At 72.3% G+C, this 20,958-nt stretch carries 15 protein-coding genes; 10 read left to right on the plus strand and 5 right to left on the minus strand.

Translation table 11 applies throughout. The annotated features are described in order from the left end of the window. Positions 1 to 73: 73 nt before the first annotated feature. From mfd to ACFC1J_RS06915, 4 genes are read left to right on the plus strand one after another with little or no spacing between them, the layout of a single operon-like run. Positions 74 to 3,661: a transcription-repair coupling factor gene (mfd, locus tag ACFC1J_RS06900; RefSeq protein WP_375903764.1), complete on the plus strand. Its 3,588-nt coding sequence runs from the start codon at positions 74 to 76 to the stop codon at positions 3,659 to 3,661. Then, positions 3,658 to 4,218: an NUDIX hydrolase gene (locus ACFC1J_RS06905; RefSeq protein ID WP_375903766.1), complete on the plus strand. Its 561-nt coding sequence runs from the start codon at positions 3,658 to 3,660 to the stop codon at positions 4,216 to 4,218. Before mfd ends, ACFC1J_RS06905 begins: the two co-directional genes overlap by 4 nt. A 59-nt stretch (positions 4,219 to 4,277) precedes the next feature. Beyond that, entirely contained in the window at positions 4,278 to 4,874 is a 597-nt protein-coding gene (locus ACFC1J_RS06910; RefSeq protein WP_375903768.1) for a gamma carbonic anhydrase family protein, read from the plus strand. A gap of 54 nt (positions 4,875 to 4,928) precedes the next feature. After that, entirely contained in the window at positions 4,929 to 7,895 is a 2,967-nt protein-coding gene (locus tag ACFC1J_RS06915; RefSeq protein ID WP_375903770.1) for an aminotransferase, read from the plus strand. Positions 7,896 to 7,952: 57 nt separating this feature from the next. Here the strand turns inward: ACFC1J_RS06915 and ACFC1J_RS06920 are convergent, their stop codons facing one another. After that, positions 7,953 to 8,726: an SDR family oxidoreductase gene (locus ACFC1J_RS06920; protein ID WP_375903772.1), complete on the minus strand. Its 774-nt coding sequence runs from the start codon at positions 8,724 to 8,726 to the stop codon at positions 7,953 to 7,955. Positions 8,727 to 8,827: 101 nt separating this feature from the next. On the opposite strand from ACFC1J_RS06920, the gene ACFC1J_RS06925 reads away from it, so the two are divergent. Further along, the gene (locus ACFC1J_RS06925) at positions 8,828 to 9,715 is read left to right on the plus strand and encodes a helix-turn-helix transcriptional regulator (protein WP_375903774.1); all 888 of its coding nucleotides are present in this window, start codon (positions 8,828 to 8,830) and stop codon (positions 9,713 to 9,715) included. 67 nt (positions 9,716 to 9,782) lie between these two features. Here ACFC1J_RS06925 and gdhA read toward each other — a convergent pair whose 3' ends face one another. After that, a complete protein-coding gene (gene gdhA, locus ACFC1J_RS06930; RefSeq protein WP_375904473.1) occupies positions 9,783 to 11,144 on the minus strand; it encodes an NADP-specific glutamate dehydrogenase in 1,362 nt (453 codons plus the stop codon). 152 nt (positions 11,145 to 11,296) lie between these two features. Next, a complete protein-coding gene (locus ACFC1J_RS06935) occupies positions 11,297 to 13,891 on the minus strand; it encodes a phosphoenolpyruvate carboxylase (RefSeq protein ID WP_375904475.1) in 2,595 nt (864 codons plus the stop codon). 257 nt (positions 13,892 to 14,148) lie between these two features. Between ACFC1J_RS06935 and ACFC1J_RS06940 the strand changes: the two genes are divergently transcribed. The 4 genes from ACFC1J_RS06940 (at position 14,149) to ACFC1J_RS06955 (ending at position 18,331) form a co-directional block, all read left to right on the plus strand. After that, positions 14,149 to 15,357, plus strand: coding sequence for a Na+/H+ antiporter NhaA (locus ACFC1J_RS06940; protein ID WP_375903776.1), 1,209 nt, complete (start codon positions 14,149 to 14,151; stop codon positions 15,355 to 15,357). Next, a complete protein-coding gene (locus ACFC1J_RS06945) occupies positions 15,347 to 16,078 on the plus strand; it encodes a MazG family protein (RefSeq protein ID WP_375903778.1) in 732 nt (243 codons plus the stop codon). Before ACFC1J_RS06940 ends, ACFC1J_RS06945 begins: the two co-directional genes overlap by 11 nt. 48 nt (positions 16,079 to 16,126) lie before the next feature. After that, positions 16,127 to 17,395, plus strand: a complete 1,269-nt coding sequence (locus ACFC1J_RS06950) for a histidine--tRNA ligase (RefSeq protein ID WP_375904477.1) — start codon at positions 16,127 to 16,129, stop codon at positions 17,393 to 17,395. A gap of 81 nt (positions 17,396 to 17,476) precedes the next feature. Continuing rightward, a complete protein-coding gene (locus tag ACFC1J_RS06955; RefSeq protein ID WP_375903780.1) occupies positions 17,477 to 18,331 on the plus strand; it encodes an SGNH/GDSL hydrolase family protein in 855 nt (284 codons plus the stop codon). Here ACFC1J_RS06955 and ACFC1J_RS06960 read toward each other — a convergent pair. Continuing rightward, positions 18,312 to 18,836, minus strand: a complete 525-nt coding sequence (locus ACFC1J_RS06960) for a VOC family protein (RefSeq protein ID WP_375903782.1) — start codon at positions 18,834 to 18,836, stop codon at positions 18,312 to 18,314. The two genes, ACFC1J_RS06955 and ACFC1J_RS06960, sit on opposite strands and share 20 nt — an antisense overlap. Before the next feature lie 116 nt (positions 18,837 to 18,952). Here ACFC1J_RS06960 and ACFC1J_RS06965 point away from each other — a divergent pair, with 116 nt between their 5' ends. Next, positions 18,953 to 19,741, plus strand: a complete 789-nt coding sequence (locus tag ACFC1J_RS06965) for a helix-turn-helix domain-containing protein (RefSeq protein WP_375903784.1) — start codon at positions 18,953 to 18,955, stop codon at positions 19,739 to 19,741. Here ACFC1J_RS06965 and ACFC1J_RS06970 read toward each other — a convergent pair. Then, positions 19,695 to 20,945 (minus strand): APC family permease, encoded by a 1,251-nt coding sequence (locus ACFC1J_RS06970; protein WP_375903786.1) that lies wholly within the window; start codon positions 20,943 to 20,945, stop codon positions 19,695 to 19,697. The genes ACFC1J_RS06965 and ACFC1J_RS06970 overlap by 47 nt on opposite strands. Positions 20,946 to 20,958 lie beyond the last annotated feature (13 nt).

Consider the following 20,958-nt stretch of genomic DNA (forward strand, 5'->3'; position numbering starts at 1 on the left):
CACCCTGGTGAGTCGCACCGCGGATGATCCCCGCTCGGGGCGTCGTGTCGGCGGCGGCGCATAGACTCTTCCGGTGACTGTGCAGGGGATCATCCGCGCTCTGGAAGAGGAGGCGTCCGGTTTCAGGGACGCCCTGAGCTGGGCGCAGACCGATGCCGACCTGCTGGCGAGCGTCGGCATGGACGCGCCCATGCTCGTCGGGCTCCTCGAGCGCCGGTCCGCGGCGGGCAAGCCTGCGGCGCTGCTCGTGATCGCCCCGACCGGACGGCGGGCCGAATCGCTCGCCGCCGCCCTCGGCTCCTACCGGCCCGATGCGGAGATCCTCTCGTTCCCCGCGTGGGAGACGCTCCCGCACGAGCGGCTCAGCCCCAGCCCCGACACCGTGGGGCGGCGCCTCGAGGTGCTGCGCCGGATGCGGATCTGGTCAGGGGAGCGGCCGCTCGTCGTCGTCGCCTCGGTGCGCGCGGCGCTCCAGCCCGTCGCTGCGGGACTCGGCGACGTCGAGCCGCTCGAGCTCACGGTCGGGGGGCGCGGGTACGACCTCGACAGCGTGGCGGCCTCCCTCGTGGAACGCGCGTACTCGCGGGTCGACATGGTCTCCCGTCGTGGTGAGTTCGCCGTGCGCGGCGGCATCCTCGACGTCTTCCCGCCCACGGCCGAGCACCCCTCGAGGGTCGAGTTCTTCGGCGACGAGGTCGATCAGATCCGCCTCTTCTCTGTCGCGGATCAGCGCTCGCTTCCGGCCGCGCCCTCCGGGGTCTCGCTGCCGGCCAGCCGCGAGTTGCTGCTGACCGCCGAGGTCCGCGAGCGCGCCGGCGCGCTCGTCGACGCCTTCCCCGGGATCTCCGGGATGCTCCAGAAGATGGCGGAGGGGATCCCGGTCGAGGGCATGGAGTCGCTCCTGCCCGTCGTCGCGGGTCCTGTCGTGCCGCTGACGGACTACCTCCCGGAGCACGCCGCCGTCGCGCTGGTGGATCCGGAGCGCTCCGGAGCCCGCGCGGCGAGCCTCGGCGAGACGAACCGGGAGTTCCTCGATGCCGCCTGGAGCGCCGCGACCGCCGGCGCCTCGGCGCCGATCGACCTGCAGACCGGCGACTTCCTCTCGGTCGCAGAGCTGCGAGAGGCCGTGCACGACCGCGGCGGCGTGTGGTGGCGGCTGAGCGCCTTCGACGCCGGCTCCGAGAACGCGGCCTTCGATCAGGGCGCCGACGGAGTGAGCGCCGCCCCCATCCCGTCGTTCCACGGCAACGTGGACGGCGCGATCGAGTTCACCGCCGGCCGCGTCGCCGACGGGTGGCGGGTCGTGCTCGTCGCCTCGGGCCCTGGCCTCGTCGATCGCGCCCGCGACGTGCTCGCCGACCGCGGAGTCGCGGCGCGCGTGGTCGACGGCCTGCCGGGCGTCCCGGACGCGGGCGTCGCGACGCTCGTCACGGGCGCCATCGAATCGGGGTTCCAGGTCGCGGCCGCGAAGATCGCGGTCCTGACCGAGAACGAGTTCTACGGGCGCACGATCGGCGGCGACACCCGCGTCGTGAAGAAGCTCGCCTCGCGACGCAAGAACGTCGTGGATCCGATGCAGCTGAAGGCCGGCGACTTCGTCGTGCATCAGACGCACGGCATCGCGCGCTTCGTCGAGATGACCCAGCGCGAGGTGTCCTCGGGCGGGCGGAACCCCGTCAAGACGACGCGGGACTACCTCGTCCTGGAGTACGCGCCGTCCAAGCGCGGGTACCCGGGCGACAAGCTCTACGTGCCCACCGACCAGCTCGACCTGCTCTCGAAGTACGTCGGCGGCGAGGCGCCGACGCTGTCCAAGATGGGCGGCAGCGACTGGGCCGCCGCGAAGGGCAAGGCGCGCAAGGCCGTGCGCGACATCGCCGTCGAGCTCGTGAAGCTGTACTCGGCGCGGATGGCGGCCAAGGGCTACGCGTTCGGCAAGGACACCCCCTGGCAGCGCGAGCTGGAGGAGGCCTTCCCGTTCGCGGAGACCCCCGACCAGCTGCAGACCATCGATGAGATCAAGGCCGACATGGAGCGGCCCATCCCGATGGACCGGCTGCTGTCCGGCGATGTCGGCTTCGGCAAGACCGAGGTCGCCGTGCGGGCCGCGTTCAAGGCGATCCAGGACGGCAAGCAGGTCGCCATGCTCGTGCCGACGACGCTGCTGGTCAAGCAGCACCTCGAGACGTTCACCGAGCGCTTCGCGGGCTTCCCGGTCAAGGTCCGCCCGCTGTCGCGCTTCCAGACCGACAAGGAGGCGCGGCTCACTCTCGACGGACTGCTGGAGGGCTCCGTCGACATGGTGATCGGCACGCACCGGATCCTCACCGATCAGGTCATGTTCAAGGATCTGGGCCTCATGATCGTCGACGAGGAGCAGCGCTTCGGCGTCGAGCACAAGGACGCGCTCAAGAAGATGAAGACGAACGTCGACATCCTCGCGATGAGCGCCACCCCGATCCCGCGCACGCTCGAGATGGCGGTCACCGGGATCCGCGAGATGTCGACTCTGCAGACCCCGCCCGAGGACCGGCATCCGATCCTCTCCTTCGTGGGACCGAAGAGCGACAAGCAGGTCGCCGCGGCGATCCGCCGCGAGATCCTCCGCGAGGGGCAGATCTTCTACGTGCACAACCGCGTGCAGTCGATCCAGCGCATGGCGTCCGAGCTCGCCGAGCTCGTGCCGGAGGCGCGGATCGCCGTCGCGCACGGCCAGATGGGCGAGCACCAGCTCGAGCAGGTCGTCGACGACTTCTGGGAGCGCAAGTTCGACGTGCTGGTCTCGACGACCATCATCGAGACCGGCCTCGACATCTCGAACGCCAACACGATCATCATCGACCGGGCCGACCGTTACGGCCTGAGCCAGCTGCACCAGCTGCGCGGGCGCGTGGGCCGCGGCAGGGAGCGCGCCTACGCGTACTTCCTGTACGACGAGATGAAGCCGCTGAGCGAGACCGCGGCCGACCGGCTGCAGACGATCGCGGTCAACAACGACCTCGGATCCGGCATGCAGGTCGCGCTCAAGGACCTCGAGCTGCGCGGCGCCGGAAACCTGCTGGGCGCGGAGCAGGCCGGCCACATCGCGGGTGTCGGCTTCGACCTGTACCTGCGCATGATCGGCGAGGCCGTCGCGACGTTCCGCGGGGAGGAGACCGAGACCGGCGCCGAGCTGCGCCTGGAGCTGCCCGTGGATGCGCGGATCCCCGACTCGTACATCGACAGCGAGCGGCTGCGGCTGGAGGCCTATCAGAAGCTCTCCAGCGCGGCCACGGCGACGGCGGCGGATGACGCGATCGACCGCGTCGTGGAGGAGCTCACCGACCGGTACGGAGCGCCGCCGGCCGAGGTCGAGGGCCTCGTCGCGATCGCCCGGCTGCGGCGCCGCGCCGCGCGCGCGGGGCTCACTGACGTGGTGGCGATGGGATCGAACCTCCGGGTCGCTCCGGCCCGTTTCGAGGATTCGATGAAGGTGCGCGTGCAGCGCCTGTATCCGCAGGCGAAGCTCGTCGGCGGGGGAGAGGCGCTGGTCGTGCCGATGCCCGGTGCGGATCGCGCCGACCCGGTCGAGTGGACGGGCCAGCTGCTGACCGCGCTGTTCCCCGAGCCAGCCCCGGCGGAGCCGGTCGCCGCGGTCGCACCGGCAGGCGCCGCAGGATGAGCGCCGACGAGCCGCGGTGGCGCTGGCTGTCCACGCGCGAGGTGCACCGCGGGCGCGTGCGGATCGACGCCGACGAGGTCGAGCTCCCCGGCGGCGCCCGCACGGTCCACGAGGTCGATCGCAGCGCGCCGTTCTCGGTGTCCACGCTCGTGGTGCTCGGCGGCGATGTCGTGCTGGCCCGGCAGTACCGCTACCCGATCGACCGCTGGATCCTCGACCTTCCCGGTGGCGCAGGGGATCCCGGTGAGGCTCCTGCGGATGCGGCCCGGCGCGAACTCGAGGAGGAGCTCGGACTCATCGCCGACGAGCTCACGCCCCTGCACGTCTTCGCGACGAACCCCGGGCGCAGCGTCGGGAAGACGCATGTGTTCCTCGCCACGGCGGTGCGGCGCGGGCATGCCGCGACGCACGATCCGGCCGAGCGCGTGCGCAGCGTGCGCATGCCGCTCGCCGAACTTGACCGCCTCATCGCGGAGGGGGAGATCCTGGATCCCACGCTGCTCGTGGCGCGCACGATGGCCGCGGCGAAGGGCCTTCTGCCGCCCGTCGGGATCTGAGTGCTCCGCCGTCGCCGATTCCGCGACGTCGGAGCCGCGCTGACGGCTACGCTCGTCACATGATCTACGAGCACCTCGGGGCTCGGCCCCGCATCCACGACACCGCGGTCGTGGCGCCGTCCGCTGTGATCTCCGGCGACGTCACGATCGGCGAGAACTGCCAGGTGCTGCACGGCGCCGTGATCACGGCGGAGGGCGGACCGATCACGCTCGGCGAGCACGTGATCGTGATGGAGAACGCGCTCATCCGCGCCACCGCGGCGAACCCGGTGCACATCGGCGACCACGTGCTGGTGGGGCCGATGGCGAGCATCTCCGGCGCCACGATCGAGGAGGAGGTCTTCCTCGCGACGGGCACCCGGATCTTCAACGGCGCCGTGATCGGAGAGCGCAGCGAAGTGCGCATCAACGCCGTGGTGCACCTGCGCACGATCCTGCCGCCCGAGACCGTCGTGCCGATCGGATGGGTCGCCGTCGGCGACCCGGTGCGCATCCTCTCGCCCGAGCGGCACGAGGAGATCTGGGAGGCGCAGCACGAACTGGACTTCCCCGGCTACGTCTTCGGCGTGGACCGCTCGACGCCGGATCTCATGGTCCAGCTCACCGAGCGCTACGCCCGCTCGCTCGCGCGGCACGCCGACGACCACGCGCTCTGACCAGACCCCCCGGTCCCGCTCGAACGCCCTCCCGCTCCGAACGAAGGAACCGCCGTGCAAGAACAGACCGGGGGACTCGTGCGCCCCGACGTCTCCGTCTCCGACGCCATCGCGATCGCGCGCGATCTGTGGGGCATCGTCGTCACGGCATCCGAGCTGGGCAGCAATCAGGACCGCAACTTCCTGCTCACGGAGCAGGACGGATCCCGCAGCGTGCTCCGGATCGACAACCCCGCCTTCCCGGACAGCGCCAGGGATGCCCAGCATGCCGCGCTCGACGCCTACCGCGCCGCCGGCGTGCCCGTGCCCGCGGCGCTGCCGGGCGGAGACGGCGCGCTGACGCAGCGGTGGCGCGGCTTCGCCGTGCGGCGGAGCGCCTTCGCCGAGGGCGAGGCGATGGTCGACGCCGGCTACTTCGCACCGGTCGTGCTGCGGGAGTTCGGATCCCTCGCCGCCGCGTCGGTGAACGCGCTCGCCGGGCTGGCGCACCCGGGGCTCGACCGTCCGCAGATGTGGGACATGCGGGTGGCCGCGGACGAGGCGAGGAACCTGCTGCCGTCGATCGCGGACCCGGCGCTGCGCGACCGGGTGTCGCCCGTGATCGCAGAGGCCGAGGAGCTCTTGCGGTCCGTCGCCGCGGAGCTCCCGGTGCAGCCCATCCACGGCGACCTCACGGACGACAACGTCATGGGTGTGCGCGGCGCCGACTCCCGGCTGCGCCCCCGTACGGTGCTCGACCTCGGCGACCTCGCCCTGGGCTGGCGCGTGGCCGAGCTCGCGGTGTGTGCGTCGTCGATGCTGCATCATGAACCGGAGCGTCCGCTGCGCGTGCTCGAGACCATCGCCGCCTTCCACGCCGAGGCGCCGTTGAGCGAGGCCGAGGCCAGGGCGATCTGGCCGCTCATCGCGCTCCGCGCCGCGCTGCTCGTCGCGAGCGGCTGGCGACAGCTGGAGATCGACGGCGACAACGCGTACGCCAGGGAGCGGATCGCGGGGGAGCAGGCGATCTTCGACGCGGCGACCGCCGTGCCGCTCGGCGAGGCGGTCGAGCAAGTGCTCGCAGCGCTGGGCTTCCCGGCCGCGATCGCGCAGCCTCCCATGGTGCCGGGCGCCGCTCCGCTCGCGTCCCTCCTTCCCGAGCTCGCCGGCGAGGTCGTGGTCCTGGATCCCGGCACGGAATCGGAAGGCCTCGCGTCGGGCGCCTGGCTCGCGCCCGACGCGGAGGACGTGCTCATCCGCGGCGCCCTCGCGCAGGGCGCCGCGGCGGCCGTCATGCCCTACGGCGTGTACCGGCTCACGCGCACCACGCTCGACACGACCGACGCGGCCGCGACCTGGCCGGTCGGCACCGCGATCCATCTTCCCGCCGGTCCTCGGCTGGCGCTGGCGGCCCCGGTCTCCGGGAGTCTCATCGCGTCGGTGGACGGGATCGCGCACATCGTGACGACGAACGGCTGGCGGTGCGAGATCCGCGGCGCGGCGGCGTCGGAGGACGGCGCGGAGGTCGCGCAGGGCGAGCGCATCGGGTGGGTTCCCGAAGCCGCAGGGCCGCGCACACTCGTCGTCACGGTCATCGCGCCCGGCGCGGAGACGCTCGCGGGCGCGGACGACGACGCGCCCCTCGTGGAGCCCGATCGCGTCCCGGCCTGGCGCCGGCTCTCGGCCGATCCCGCGGGGATCCTCGGCCTGCCCGCACGGAGCCAGTCCGACGATGCGGCGGACGAGCTCGCGCGACGGACGCGCATCTTCGCGAGCGCCCAGGAACGGTACTACGAGCGCCCTCCGCAGATCGAACGGGGCTGGCGGCACCACCTCGTGGACACCACGGGCCGTGCGTACGTCGACATGGTCAACAACGTGACGGGACTCGGTCACGGGCACCCGGGCGTCGCCGACGCGGTGAACCGGCAGATCCGGATCCTGAACACCAACTCCCGGTTCCTGTACCGCGAACTCGCGGAGTACAGCGAGCGGCTGCTCGCGCTGCTGCCCACGCGCCCGGTCGACGCGTCGGGCGACCGGCTGGACACGGTGCTGCTCGTGAACAGCGGATCCGAGGCGGTCGACCTCGCGCTCCGGCTCGCGCAGGCGGCCACCGGGCGCAGGACGGTCGTGTCGCTGCGCGAGGCGTACCACGGCTGGACCATGGCGAGCGATGCGGTCACCACGAGCGCCTACGACAACCCGGACGCCCTCGCCACGCGCCCGGACTGGGTGCACGTGGCCGATGTGCCGAACCGCTTCCGGGGCACCTACCGTGGCGAGGGGACGGGAGCGCTCTACGCCGCCGATCTCGGGACCGATCTCGACCGCCTCGCCGCGGAGGGGCGTCCTGTGGCCGGCTTCATCTGCGAATCGGTGCTCGGCAACGCGGGCGGCGTGATGCTGCCGGAGGGGTACCTCGCGGAGGCCTATGCGCGGGTGCGCGCCGCCGGGGGCCTGTGCATCGCCGATGAGGTGCAGGTCGGATTCGGGCGGATGGGATCCTCGTTCTGGGGATTCGAGCAGTCCGGCGTCCTGCCGGACATCATCACGATCGCGAAGCCGATGGGCAACGGGTACCCGATCGGCGGCGTGATCACGTCGAAGCGGGTGGCCGACGCGCTCGCCGCGCAGGGGCAGTTCTTCTCGTCCGCGGGCGGGAACCCGCTCAGCTGCCGGGTCGGCCTCGCCGTGCTCGACGCGATGGCCGAGGAGGGCCTTCAGGAGAACGCCCGTGTCGTGGGAGCGCGCCTCGCCGAGGGCTTCCGCGCGCTCGCCGAGCGCCATCCGCTGATCGGTCCGGTGCACGGCGAGGGCCTGTACCTCGGTGTGGAGCTGGTCCGCGACCGGCAGACGATGGAGCCGGCCGCCGCGGAGGCCGCCGCGATCTGCGAACGGCTCCGCGAGCTGGGCGTGATCGTGCAGACCACCTCCGAGCGCTCCAACGTGCTGAAGATCAAGCCCCCGCTGTGCCTGACCGCGCAGAGCGCCGACCTGGTCGTCGCCGCCGTGGACCGGGTGCTCGCCGCGGGCTGGTGACAGGACCCCTCCCCGTGGAGGGGCCCGTCGCCTCGTTCCGGCGATCCCCGCGCCGCGTCACGCCTGCTGGGTGGGGAGCACCACGACCTGGCGCAGGTTGACGTTCGCCGGGCGGGTCACGACGAAGTCCACGAGGTCGGCGATGTCCTCGGCCGAGATCGCCTCGATCGCGTCGAACATCGAGGCGAGCTCCGCGCTCAGGCGCTCGTTGCCGATGTGCGTGCCGAGCTCCGTCTGGGTGAGCCCCGGCTCGACGTTCGTCACGCGGACGCCGTGACGCGCGACCTCGGTGCGCTGCATGGCGGACAGAGCGGTCACCGCCGCCTTCGTCGCCGCGTATACCGCATAGTCCGGGAAGGTGACGTGAGCCGCGATCGACGAGATGTTGACGATGTCCCGCGGTCCGCGACCGGCCCCCTCGGTCAGGTCGGGCAGCACGGCGCGGGTGATGCGCAGCAACCCGGTGAGGTTCGTGTCGATCATGCGACCCCACTCGTCGGCGCGGCCGTCGGCGAGCGGATTGGGCAGCATCACTCCGGCGGAGTTGACGAGGATGTCGACCGGGCCGATTTCACGGTGGATCCGCGCGACGGCGGCCTCGACCTCGGAGTCGGAGGTGATGTCCGCGGGAACGGCCAGGATCCGCCCTGCGGTCCCGGAGTCTGCGGCGGAGGTCGCAAGGGCCGTGAGGCGGTCCTCCCGGCGGCCGAGCGCGGCGACCGAGGCGCCGAGCGCCGCGAGATGCGCCGCGATCGCCGCACCCATGCCGCTGCCGGCTCCCGTGACGAGAGCGGTGCGTCCGGAGAGGGGGAATGAGGAAGAAGTGTTCATGCCGACCAGCCTGCGGACGCGGATCCGCCGGCGGAACGTCCCGGTGAACCTGGGTCCGGCAGGGCCACCTTCCCGAGCCGCACAGCGGGGATACTGAGACCATGACGACGGAGATCGGCGAGTTCCTGCGTGCGAAGCGCGAAAGGGTCGCACCCGAGGAGCGCGGTCTGCCGGCCGGCGGCCAGCGGCGCGTGCCGGGCCTCCGGCGCGAGGAGGTGGCGCTCCTGGCGGGGATCAGCCCCGACTACTATGTGCGCCTGGAGCAAGGGAGGGCGCGGGCGGCATCGGATCAGGTGCTCGACGCGATCTCCCGCGTGCTGAGCTTGGACGACGTCGAGCGCGACCACCTCCGGGTGCTCGCCCGCCCCGCGACCCCGCTGCGGGCTGTGCGAGCGGTCCCGGCGCCCGGCACGCGTCCTGGACTCACCGCGCTGCTCGACGCGATGCCGCAGGTTCCCGCGTTCGTGCTGGGGCCCGCCATGGACGTGCTCGCTGTGAACCTGCTCGGCGACGCCCTCATCGCGCTCCCCGAAGGCCCGCGCAACATGGCCCGCCATGTCTTCCTGGATCCGACCTCGCCCGCTTATTACCCCGAATGGGACAAGGTCGCCCGCGAGACGGCGGCCCATCTGCGTCGGATGGCGGGGCTGCTCCCCGGCACTCCGGAGATCGCCGCGCTGATCGGCGAGCTCACCATCGGCAGCGACGAGTTCGTGCGCGCCTGGGCGCGTCAGGAGGTGGCAGTGAAGACCCACGGTCGCAAGCTCGTCGATCACCCCGAGATCGGGCGCCTCTCGCTCGCCTACGAGACGCTCGGCCTTCCCGACGAGCCGGCGCTCATGCTCGTGACGTACACGGCCGCGGACGAGAGGACCGCCGATGCGCTGCGCACACTGGGGTCCTGGGCCGCGAGCGGCGCGGCAGAGCGCATCGCAGAGCGGCCGCCCCGGACGGGCGATCTCCATCGCGCTCCTGCCACGGAGCGCTGACGCACCGAGACGCGAAGCGCCGGCCCGCTCGAGACGGACCGGCGCTTCGTCGTTCAGCGGGTGCGGCTCAGATCACGCCCTGTGCGAGCATCGCGTTCGCGACGCGTTCGAAGCCGGCGATGTTCGCGCCCGCGACGTAGTCGCCTGGAGCACCGTAGCGCTCCGCGGCGTCGAACGCGGCGTGGTGGATGTCGGCCATGATCTCGCGCAGCTTCTGCTCGCTGTCGTCGAAGCCCCAGCGCTGCCGTGCCGCGTTCTGGCTCATCTCCAGCGCGGACGTCGCCACGCCGCCGGCGTTCGCGGCCTTGCCGGGCGCGAACAGCACGCCCGCGTCCTGGAACGCCACGACGGCCTCGGGGGTGCTCGGCATGTTGGCGCCCTCGGAGACGGCGCGCACGCCGTTCGCGATCAGGGCGTCGGCGCTCGCGCCGTCCAGCTCGTTCTGGGTCGCGGAAGGGACCGCGATGTCCACGGGCACCTCCCAGACGGATCCGCCCTCGATGAAGCGGGCGCCGGGGCGGCGCTTCGCGTACTCGACGATGCGGCCGCGCTCGACCTCCTTGATCTGACGCAGCAGGTCCACATCGATGCCGGCGTCGTCGACGACGTACCCGGAGGAGTCGGAGGCTGTCACGGCCACGGCGCCCAGCTGCGCGGCCTTCTGGATCGCGTAGATCGCGACGTTGCCGGATCCGGAGACCCCCACGCGCTTCGCGTCGAGCGAGTCGCCGTGCACCGCCAGCATCTCCTGCGCGAAGAAGACCGCGCCGTAGCCGGTGGCCTCGGTGCGCACCTGCGCCCCGCCCCAGCCGATGCCCTTGCCGGTGAACATGCCCGACTCGTGGCGGTTGGTGATCTTGCGGTACTGACCGAACAGGTAGCCGATCTCGCGGCCGCCCACCCCGATGTCTCCTGCGGGGACGTCGGTGTGCTCGCCGAGGTGGCGGTACAGCTCGTTCATGAAGGACTGGCAGAAGCGCATGATCTCGGCGTCGCTGCGACCGTGCGGGTCGAAGTTCGAGCCGCCCTTGCCTCCGCCGATGCCCTGGCCGGTGAGCGCGTTCTTGAAGATCTGCTCGAAGCCGAGGAACTTGATGATCGAGATGTTCACCGACGGGTGGAAGCGCAGTCCGCCCTTGTACGGACCGAGAACGGAGGAGTACTGCACGCGGTAGCCGCGGTTCACCTGCAGCTTGCCGTTGTCGTCGACCCACGGCACCCGGAAGATCACCTGACGCTCCGGCTCGACGAGGCGCTCCAGCACTCCCGCGTCGACGTACTCGGGGTGGCGATCGAGCACCGGTCCGATCGAATGCAGCACCTCGTGCACGGCCTGGTGGAATTCGGGCTCGTTCGGGTTCAGTGCCAGGACGTCCTCGAAGACGGGCTGGGAGTGCGTCGAGAGGGGATGGAAATCAGCGGTGAGGATGTCGGTCACGCGGGGGATGCTTTCTGACGAGGAGACAAGGACGAGCGCTGTCGATCGTGTCGTGCGCGACAAGCCGGATACGGCGGAATTCTCACTCTAACCCGGCCCGCGACCCGCCCTTCGCCGTACGACGACGGCGCGGGGAACGTGGGTCAGCCCGTGTTCTGCAGACCGGCGGCGACGCCGCTGACGGAGAGCAGCAGCAGGCGCTGCAACTCGGGATCCGGCGCCGGAGCGGACTGGTCGGCATCGCGCAGGCCCCGCAGAGCCCGCAGCTGGAGCAGCGAGAGCGCGTCGACGTAGGGGCTGCGCATCGCGACGGCGCGCTGCAGGATCGGCTTGTTCTCGAGCAGACGCTCGCCTCCTGTGAGGCGGATCACCCAGGAGCGGGTGAGATCCATCTCCTCGAGCACGAGCCCGGCGAGGTCGTCGCGATCGCCGAGGCCGAGGTAGCGCCGGGCGATGCGTGGATCCGTCTTCGCGAGGCTCATCGCCACGTTGTCGACCATCGTGCGCAGCAGCGGCCACTCCTGGTACGCCGTGCGCAGCAGTTCCTCGTCGCCGACGGCCTCGAGCGCCGTGCCGAGGCCGAACCAGCCGGCCAGGTTGATCCTGGCCTGCGTCCACGCGAACACCCACGGGATCGCCCTGAGGTCCTCGAGGGACTCGACCGAGAGCCCGCGGCGGGCGGGTCGAGAGCCGAGGGCCAGCAGACCGACCTCCTCCATCGGCGTGACGGTCGCGAACCAGGGTGCGAAGCCGTCCGCCTTCACGAGCGAGAAGAAGCGATCGCGGGAGGCGCGATCCATGGTCGCGGCGACCTCGGCGAATCGCTCCGCGGCGGCGCTGTTGCGCTGCTCGACCCCGGGGGAGGAGGCGAGCAGGGTCGCCGCCGTCACCTGGTCGATGTGCCGCATCGCGATCGCGGGCTCCCCGTAGCGCGCGAAGATGACCTCGCCCTGCTCGGTGAGCTTGAATCGGCCGTCCACGGAGTGCGGCGGCTGGGCGAGGATCGCCGAGTTCGCAGGTCCGCCGCCGCGCCCGAGGGCGCCGCCGCGGCCGTGGAACAGGGTGAGCTCGATGCCCTCGCGCTGCGCCCAGGCGGCGATCTCGGCCTGCGCCTCGTACAGGGCGAGGTTCGCGGCGACGGGACCGACGTCCTTCGAGGAGTCCGAGTAGCCGAGCATGACCTCCAGGCGCCGGCCGGTCGCGGCGAGGCGCGCCGCGAAAGCCGGGTGCGTGACGATCTCGGCGAGGATCCCCGGGGCGGCCTGCAGGTCGGCGAAGGTCTCGAACAGCGGCACCACGTCGAGCACGGGTCCGTTCTCGCCGCTCGCGTACTGGGCGAGGCGGTGCACGTTCGCGAGGTCCTGGGCGGACTGCGTGAACGAGACGACGTAGCGGCCCGCCGCGCGCGGGCCATAGGTGCGCTGGATCTCCCGGACGGCGCGGAAGACCGCGAGCACCTCTTCGGTCTCGGCGCTGAGGGATCCGGATCCGTCCTCCGCCGCGTCCAGCTCCGCCAGTGCCCGGGCGTGCACCTGCGAGTGCTGGCGCACCTCGAGCTCGGCGAGGTGGAAGCCGTAGGTCTGCACCTGCCAGATGAGGTGCTGCACGCCGCCGAACGCGTGCCGGTGCGCGCCGGCCGCCTCGAGCGACGACTGCACGGTGCGGAGGTCCCCGAGCAGCTGCTCGGGATCCGAGTAGCCGCCCTCGTCGCCGCGACGGGTGACCCCGACGCGGTGCGCGAGCAGCAGCAGGATCCGACGGTGCGGCTCCGAGGGGGAGCGGGTGGCGACCTCGTGGGCGACGTCGGGGTGGGCGGCCTGCAGCTCGTCCCACAGCGCGTTCGCCTCCGCGGAGGGCGGCGTGCCCTCGGCGTCGAGGGTCAGGGTGCGTCCGATCCGCTCCAGGGCGCGCTCGAGTCCGCGCAGGACGTGGTCGGCCGCGATCGCCGCAGCCTCGCGGGTCACCGCGGCGGTCACGAACGGGTTGCCGTCGCGGTCGCCGCCGACCCAGGTGCCGACGCGCACGAAGGCGGGCACGATGGGGGCGGAGGATCCGGACTCCTCGCCGCGCAGCACGTCATCGATGCGGCGGTACACGTGCGGCACGGTCGTGAACAGCGTCTCGTCGAAGACGCTCATGACGGTGCGCACCTCGTCGGTGGGCGCCGGCTTCTGCGCGCGCAACGGCGCGGTGCGCCAGAGGGTGTCGACCTCCTCCAGCATGCGGCGGCGGGCGCGGTGCGCCTCCGCGCCGCCTTCGGCCGCGGCGTCGTGCGCGCTCAGCAGTTCGGCGAGGCGCCGGATGCTCGAGGACACCGCGCGGCGGCGGGCCTCGGTGGGGTGCGCCGTGAACACGGGGTGGAACCGCAGCGCGCCCAGCCTGCGGCGGGCCTCCTCCTCGCCGACCTCTGCGCTCAGCTGCGCGAAGGCGCCGGCGACCGTGTCGGTGGAGGTGGGGTCGTCGCCGCGCTCGCGGAGCACGCGCACGCGCTGGTGCTCCTCGGCGAGGTTCACGAGGTGGAAGTAGGCGGTGAACGCCCTGGCGACCTCGTCGGCGCGCTGCACCGAGAACTCCTCGGCGATGCGGGTCGCGCGGTCGAAGGCCTCGGAGGACTCGTCGGTGTACGCCTCGATCGTGGCCTGGCGCAGGCGCTCGACGTCGTCGAACAGGTCGTCGCCGCCGGATTCGCGCAGCACCTGCCCGAGCAGCGCGCCGAGCATGCGCACGTCGGCGCGCATGGCCTCGGGCAGCTCGCGCCCTGCCTCGAACCGGCCGACGATGCGGATGGCTTCAGTGTGGGTTGTGTCGGGGGTCACGGTTCGAGCGTAAACCGACCCGGCGCGCCCCACGACCGCGTGACGCCCCGCTTCCTCCTGCCTGACCGCGAGACTCCAACTCCGCGACGAGACTGCGCTCCAGAACCGCAGTCTCGTCGCGGAGTTGGAGTCTCGCGGAAGTAGAGATCGCTGAGGAGGGGCGCGATACGGTGGAGGGGATGAGCCGCACGAGTCGCCTTCTGAGGTCCCCGCAGTTCCCCGCGATCCTGCTGCTGGCGACCGCGGGGCTCGGGCTGCTCCTCGCGAACCTTCCCACGCACGACGCGATCGCCGGAGTGCTCGGCGCGCACTTAGGGATCCCCGGCACGGCTCTGGACCTCTCGGTGTCGCACTGGGTGTCGGACGGCGTGCTCGCGATCTTCTTCTTCGTCGTCGCGCTCGAGCTCCAGTACGAACTCACCCGCGGCGAGCTGAACAGCGTGCGCGTGGCGATCCAGCCTGCGATCGCCGCCGCGGGCGGCATCCTGGTGCCGATCGCCCTGTACCTGTGGATCGCCGGCTCGGATCCGAGCGCGACCGGCTGGCCGATCCCGACCGCGACCGACATCGCCTTCGCGCTCGGCGTGCTCGCCGTGTTCGGACGCGGTCTGCCCTCGGCGGTGCGCGCCTTCCTGCTCGCGCTCGCGATCCTCGACGACATCGTCGGGATCGTGTTCATCGCCGTGCTGTTCGCGCACGGGCTGAACCTGCTGCTGCTCGGTCTCGGCGTGCTCGCGGTCATCGTGTTCGCCGTGCTGAGCCGGCGCCTGCGCGGGCCCGCCACCCCGGTCGTGGCCGTGCTGATGGCGATCGTCGGCGTGGTCGCCTGGGGGCTGTTCGCCGCCTCCGGCGTGCACGCCACGATCGCGGGCGTCATGCTGGGCCTGGTGATGGCGCCCCGGGCCGCGGATCCGACCCGTCATGCGCTGGAACCCTGGGTCAACGGGCTGGTGCTGCCGCTGTTCGCCTTCGTGGCGGCGTTCGTGGTCATCCCGCAGGTGCCGCTGGAGGAGCTCTCCCCGGCGTTCTTCGCGATCCTCGTGGCGCTGCCGGTCGGCAAGCTGATCGGCATCGGCGCGTTCGGCGCCCTCGCGCAGCTGATCCGCCCGCGGGGCGCGCCTCCGGCGATCCGCTTCCCCGACGTGCTCGCGGCCGGAGCACTGGGCGGCATCGGATTCACGGTCTCGCTGCTGCTGGCGAATCTCGCCTTCGCGGGGGATGCCGCGGTGAAGGACCAGGCGATCCTCGCGGTGCTGCTGGGGTCGGTGATCGCGCTGGTGGTCGCCGCCGTGCTGGTCTCCTGGCGGGCGAAGGTGCACCGCGCCCTCGGCGATGCGGAGGACGACGAGCCGGACGAGGATGAGGAGGCGTACGGGGATGAGCGCTGATCGGGAGTCCCCTGCCGAGACGGATCCGCTCCGGGCCGCCGCGGAGGTCATGCGGCAGGTGCGGGAGCGGTGCGTGTGGTCGCAGGCGATGACCCACCGCGAACTCGTGCCGTACCTCGTCGAGGAGTCGGCCGAGCTCATCGACGCCGTCGAGCGGGAGGACCGCGCTGAGCTGCGCGAGGAGCTCGGCGACCTGCTCTGGCAGGTGCTGTTCCATGCGGCGATCGCGGCGCAGGATCCGGAGGATCCGTTCGACATCGACGACGTCGCGCGCATTCTGACCGAGAAGATGACCCGGCGCCACCCGCATGTCTTCGGCGACGCGATCGCCCGCACGCCGGAGGAGGTGCTCGTGCACTGGAACGCCGCGAAGGCGGCGGAGAAGCATGAGCGGAGCAGCGTGCTGGACGGGATCCCGCCGGGAATGCCCGCGCTCGCCCGCGCGCAGAAGATCCTGGGGCGCGCCGCGAAAGCGGGCGCCGAGGTCTCGGAGGATCCCTCCGCCGAGGCTCTCGAGGAGGCGCTGCCGGCGATCGTCGATCCCACGCCGGCTCCCGTCGCGGAGCCCGTCCCGGCCACGGAGGCGGAGCTCGGCGATCAGCTGCTGGCCCTCGTCGTCACGGCGCGCGCACACGGCTGGGACGCCGAGCGCGCGCTGCGCGAGCGCATCAGGCTCCTCGAAGCCGAGGTGCGCGCCGCGGAGGGATCAGAGGCGGTCTGACGGACCTGGAAGAATGGATCCGTGGCAACGGTCAATCCTCCGCGCGGGATGCGCGACTTCCTCCCCGCCGACAAGGCGCGCCGCGAGCGCGTGCTCGCCGTCATCCGCGAACGCTACCGCGCGCACGGCTTCGACGAGATCGAGACGCCCGTCGTCGAGGAGTACGACCGGCTGCACGCGGGGATCGGCGGCGACAACGAGAAGCTGTCCTTCAACATCCTGCGCCGGGGACTCGACGCGGACGGGATCCGCGCGGCCGCGGAGGACCCCGCCGCGCTCAGCGACCTGGGCCTGCGCTACGACTTGACGGTCCCGCTCGCGCGCTTCTACGCGACCAATCGCGGACAGCTGCCCGGGGTGTTCCGCTCGATCCAGATCGGTCCGGTCTGGCGCGCCGAGCGGCCGCAGAAGGGCCGCTACCGCCAGTTCGTGCAGTGCGACATCGACATCATCGGCGATGACTCGGCGCGCGCCGAGGCCGAGCTCATCGTCGCCTCGCTCGACACGATCGACGCTCTCGGGCTCACCGGCGGCACGGTGCGCGTGAACGACCGCCGCGCTCTGGACTGGATGCTCGACTCGTTCGGCTTCGCCGAGGACGAGCGTCCCGGAGTGCTCATCACGATCGACAAGCTCGACAAGATCGGTGCGGACGGCATCGTCGCCGAGCTGCGCGAGCGCGCGGCAACGGCGTCCGCCGTCGATGCCTTCGCGGCCTTCCTGCACCGTCCGCAGACCCTCGAGTACAACCCCTACGGCGAGCGGCAGATCCGCAAGGCGCTTCCGGAGAACGCCCCGGACGAGCTCGTCGGGCACCTGGTCGGCCTCGGCGAGGCCGTCGCGGCGGCCCGTCCCGCCGCCGAGGGCATCGATCCCATCCCGCTGCAGTTCGACCCGTTCCTCGTGCGCGGCATGGGCTACTACACGGGCACCATCATGGAGCTCGCGCACCCTTCGGTGTCGTACTCGCTCGGCGGCGGCGGACGCTACGACGGCATGATCGGGCGCTTCCTCGGACAGCAGGTGCCGGCGGTCGGCTTCTCGATCGGCTTCGAGCGGATCGTCGACCTGCTGGAGTCCGCCGATGATGCGGCGGGGCGGTCCGTGGTGCTCGTGCACGACGGCGACGTGCCCGTCTCGGAGCTCGTCGCCCACAAGGCCGCGCTCATCGCCGGCGGGGCCAGGGTGCGCCTGGAACGCCGCACGAAGAACCTCAAGGCGCTGCTCGAGCGCGCCGCGGCCGACGGCTACACGGCCTTCGCGGGCGTGCGCGCGGGCGACGCCTCGGATGCGCTCGAGGTCAAGCCCCTCTCCTGAGGGCGCCGGATCTCTCCTGAGGCCGCCGAATCGTCCACGGGCGGTCACACGCCGTTCATGTCGATGCGGTCTGATCGGCGTATGGACGCTGCTGACCGCCGTCGGGCCGGGTCCCGGGGCGTCCCGGTCGGGCTTCTCGGGGCCGCCGGGCTCGCGATCGCGGGATCCGCGGTCGTCGTGCCGCTGACGCTGAGGCGTCAGGCGCGCATCGCCCGGCGCCGCATCGGCAAGCCGCTGGGCGAGGATGCGCTCGACGCCGACCGCATATGGCGGCCGCGCCTGACCGGGGAGCCCATCGAGATGCTCCTGCTCGGCGACTCGCTCGCGGCCGGTCTCGGCGCCGAGCGGCGCAAGGACACCCTGGGCGGACGGCTCGCCAAGGGCCTCGCACGGCGGACGCGACGACCCGTGCGACTGCGGACCGTTGCGATCGTCGGATCCGAGTCGCCGGATCTGGATGCTCAGCTCGCGTCCCTGGAGGGCGACTATCTGCCGGAGGTGGCGGTGATCGTCGTCGGCGGCAACGACGTCACCCACCGGATCCCCGTCTCCCTCTCCGTCCAGCACCTCGAGGACGCGATCGGCTGGCTGCACGCTCTCGGAGCCGGCGTCGTGGTCGGCACCTGTCCCGACCTCGGGGCGCTGCGGGCCGTTCCGCAGCCGCTGCGCTCGATCGCCTCGCGGCTGTCACGGCGACTGGCGGCGGCGCAGGCGCAGGCCGCGATCGAGCACGGAGCCACCGCGGTCGATCTGCGTCGCGCGGTGGGCCCGATGTTCTTCGACGAGCCGGAGGAGATGTTCAGCCTCGACCGCTTCCACCCCAGCGCCCTCGGCTACCGCCGCACCGCGGAGGCGCTGCTGCCCGCGGTCACGGCGGCGGCCGAGGAGGCCTCGGCGAGTGCGGCCGGAGGAGCGCTCAGCCCTCAGCGGCGGTGAACGACGCGGCCCACTCGGCGATGCGGGCAGCGCTCTCGGACTCCGAGAGGTCCTCGACCCGCGTCATGATCGACCAGCGCACGCCGAACGGATCCCGGATGCTCGCATAGCGGTCTCCGGAGACGAACGTCGACGGCGCCTCGCGGATCGTGGCGCCCGCGGCGACGGCGCGTTCGACGACCGCGTCGACGTCGGGCACGTAGAGGCCCATCGAATAGCAGTCGGCGTCGCCGCCGGGCGCGGCGATGAGACCGTACTCGGGGTTGGGGTCGCCCAGCTGCAGCATGCCGAGACCGAAGTCGAGGTCGGCATGCGCGACCACGTCGCCGAACTCGGTGATCTCGACGACGCGTGCGCCGAAGATCTCGCGATAGAACTCGATCGCGGATCGGGAATCGGGAATGGCCAGGAACGGGGTGAGGGACGTCGCGGAGTTCGGTCGGCCGTTCGTCGTGTACTCGCCGGTGACGCCCGTGGTCGCTGTGGGGGAGGTGTCTTCGCTCATGACCCCGAGGCTAGGCCCGGTGCGGGAGGCGGTTCTTGGAGATTCGCGCCAGGGCGAGACGATCGACGACAGCCGGGCGGCGCGCCGATGTCCGCGGTGCCTTCTACGCTCGAGGGATGGTCGATCCGACGCGCGGTGTGCTGTACCCGGCGCGCCTGCCGCAGTTCCACCGACTCGCGCCGCCCGCCGATGCCGCCGAGCTCGTGGAGTGGTGCTGGATCCCCGAGTGGGACCTCGAACCGGGACGCTCGTCGCGGCAGGACCTCGTGTCGTTCCCCGCGCTGAACCTCGTCGTCGAGGAAGGGGGCACGGTGCTGTCCGGTGCGACCACGCGCGCCAGCGCACGCGAGCTGACGGGCAGGGGATGGGCGGTCGGCGCTCTGCTGCGACCGGCCGCGGTGGCTGCTCTGACCGAGGCGCCCTCCGTCCTGCTCGACCGGGTGGAAGCGTACCCGGCGCCGGGGCTGCCGGAGGCGGTCGCGCAGGGGATGTCCTCGGGCGACAGGCATCGGGAGCGGGCCGTCGCGGTGCTGTGCGCCTGGCTGCGGGACCGCGTCGGCGAGGTCACGGCGCAGGCCCGGCACGCGAACGCGATGGCGGAGCTGCTCATGTCGGATGCTGCCGTCCGCACGCCGGAGCAGGCGGCGGCCCGGCTCGCGGTCTCGGTGCGCACCCTGCAGCGCATGGCGCACCGTCACGTGGGGCTGTCTCCCGCCGCCATGATCCGCAGGCGCCGCCTGCAGGAGGCGGCGGAGCGGATCCGCTCGGATCCCGGCACGGATCTCGCGACCGTGGCCGCGGATCTCGGCTATGCGGATCAGTCGCACCTCGCGAACGATTTCCGCGCGGTGCTCGGCTTCACGCCGTCGGCGTATCGTGCCGACGCCGGTCCCGGCGGAGCCTGATCGCGCGGAGGGCGACGCCCACGAGCACCACGGCCGCTCCGATCAGCACCGAGGGCAGCGGCAACGAGGCGGCCAGGGCGATGCACCCGACGGCGCCGAGCACCTGCAGCGCCTTCGGATACCGCCGGACGGCCCCGCCCTGCCGGAGCGCGGCGGCGTTCGCGACGAAGTAGTACAGCAGGACGCCGAACGAGGAGAACCCGATCGCTCCCCGCAGGTCGGCGACGAGCACGACGGCCACCACGACGGCCCCCGCGGCCAGCTGCGCGCGCCGCGGGACCTGGTGCCGCGGATCGACGGCGGCGAGGAACCGAGGCAGGTCCCGCTCCCGCGCCATCGCGAGGGAGGTGCGTCCGATCCCGGACAGCAGGGCGAGCAGCGCCCCGATCGCCGCCGTCGCGGCGGCGATCCGCACCGCGGGCCCTGCGGCCGTCCAGCCGGCCGCGGAGACGACGTCGGCGAGAGGTGCGGAGGAGCCCGCCGCGGCGCCGCCGAGCGTCAGCACGACCGCGCCGCCGACGAGCACGTAGATCGCGAGCGCGGCGACGAGCGCGATGCCGATCGCCCGCGGGATGACGCGCGACGGATCCCGCACCTCCTCGCCCATGGTCGCGATGCGGGCGTAGCCCGCGAAGGCGAAGAACAGCAGCCCCGCCGCCTGGAGCACGCGGTAGGGCGACCCGGACGGGAGCGGTGCCGGTCCAGCCTGCGGCAGTGCGCCCCCGGCCGCCGCGAGGACCACGATCAGGCCGAGCAGCGTCACGGCGACGAGCACCTGGGTGACGCGGGCGGTGCGGGTCACCCCAGCGCACGTGACGGCGGTGAGGGCGATGACCGCGAGGATCGCGACGGGCCTCTGCCATCCCGCCGGGGCGACGTAGGCCGCGACCGTCATCGCCATCGCGGCGCAGCTCGCGAGCTTTCCGATCACGAAGCACCAGCCGGCGGTGAAGCCCCACCAGGGTCCGAGCTCCGCGCGCCCGTACGCGTACGTGCCGCCCGAGACCGGATGCACGGCGGCGAGCTGTGCGGACGAGGTGGCGTTGCAGAACGCTACGAATCCCGCCAGCACGAGCGCGATCAGGAGGCCGGATCCCGCGGCGCCCACGGCGGGACCCCAGACGGTGAAGACCCCTGCGCCGATCATGGATCCGAGACCGATCGCGACGGCGTCGGCGAGCGTCAGGCGGCGCGCAAGAGGCATGCCCCCATCATCG

The organism is Microbacterium sp. NPDC056052, assembly GCF_042266785.1.
Taxonomy (GTDB): Bacteria; Actinomycetota; Actinomycetes; order Actinomycetales; family Microbacteriaceae; genus Microbacterium.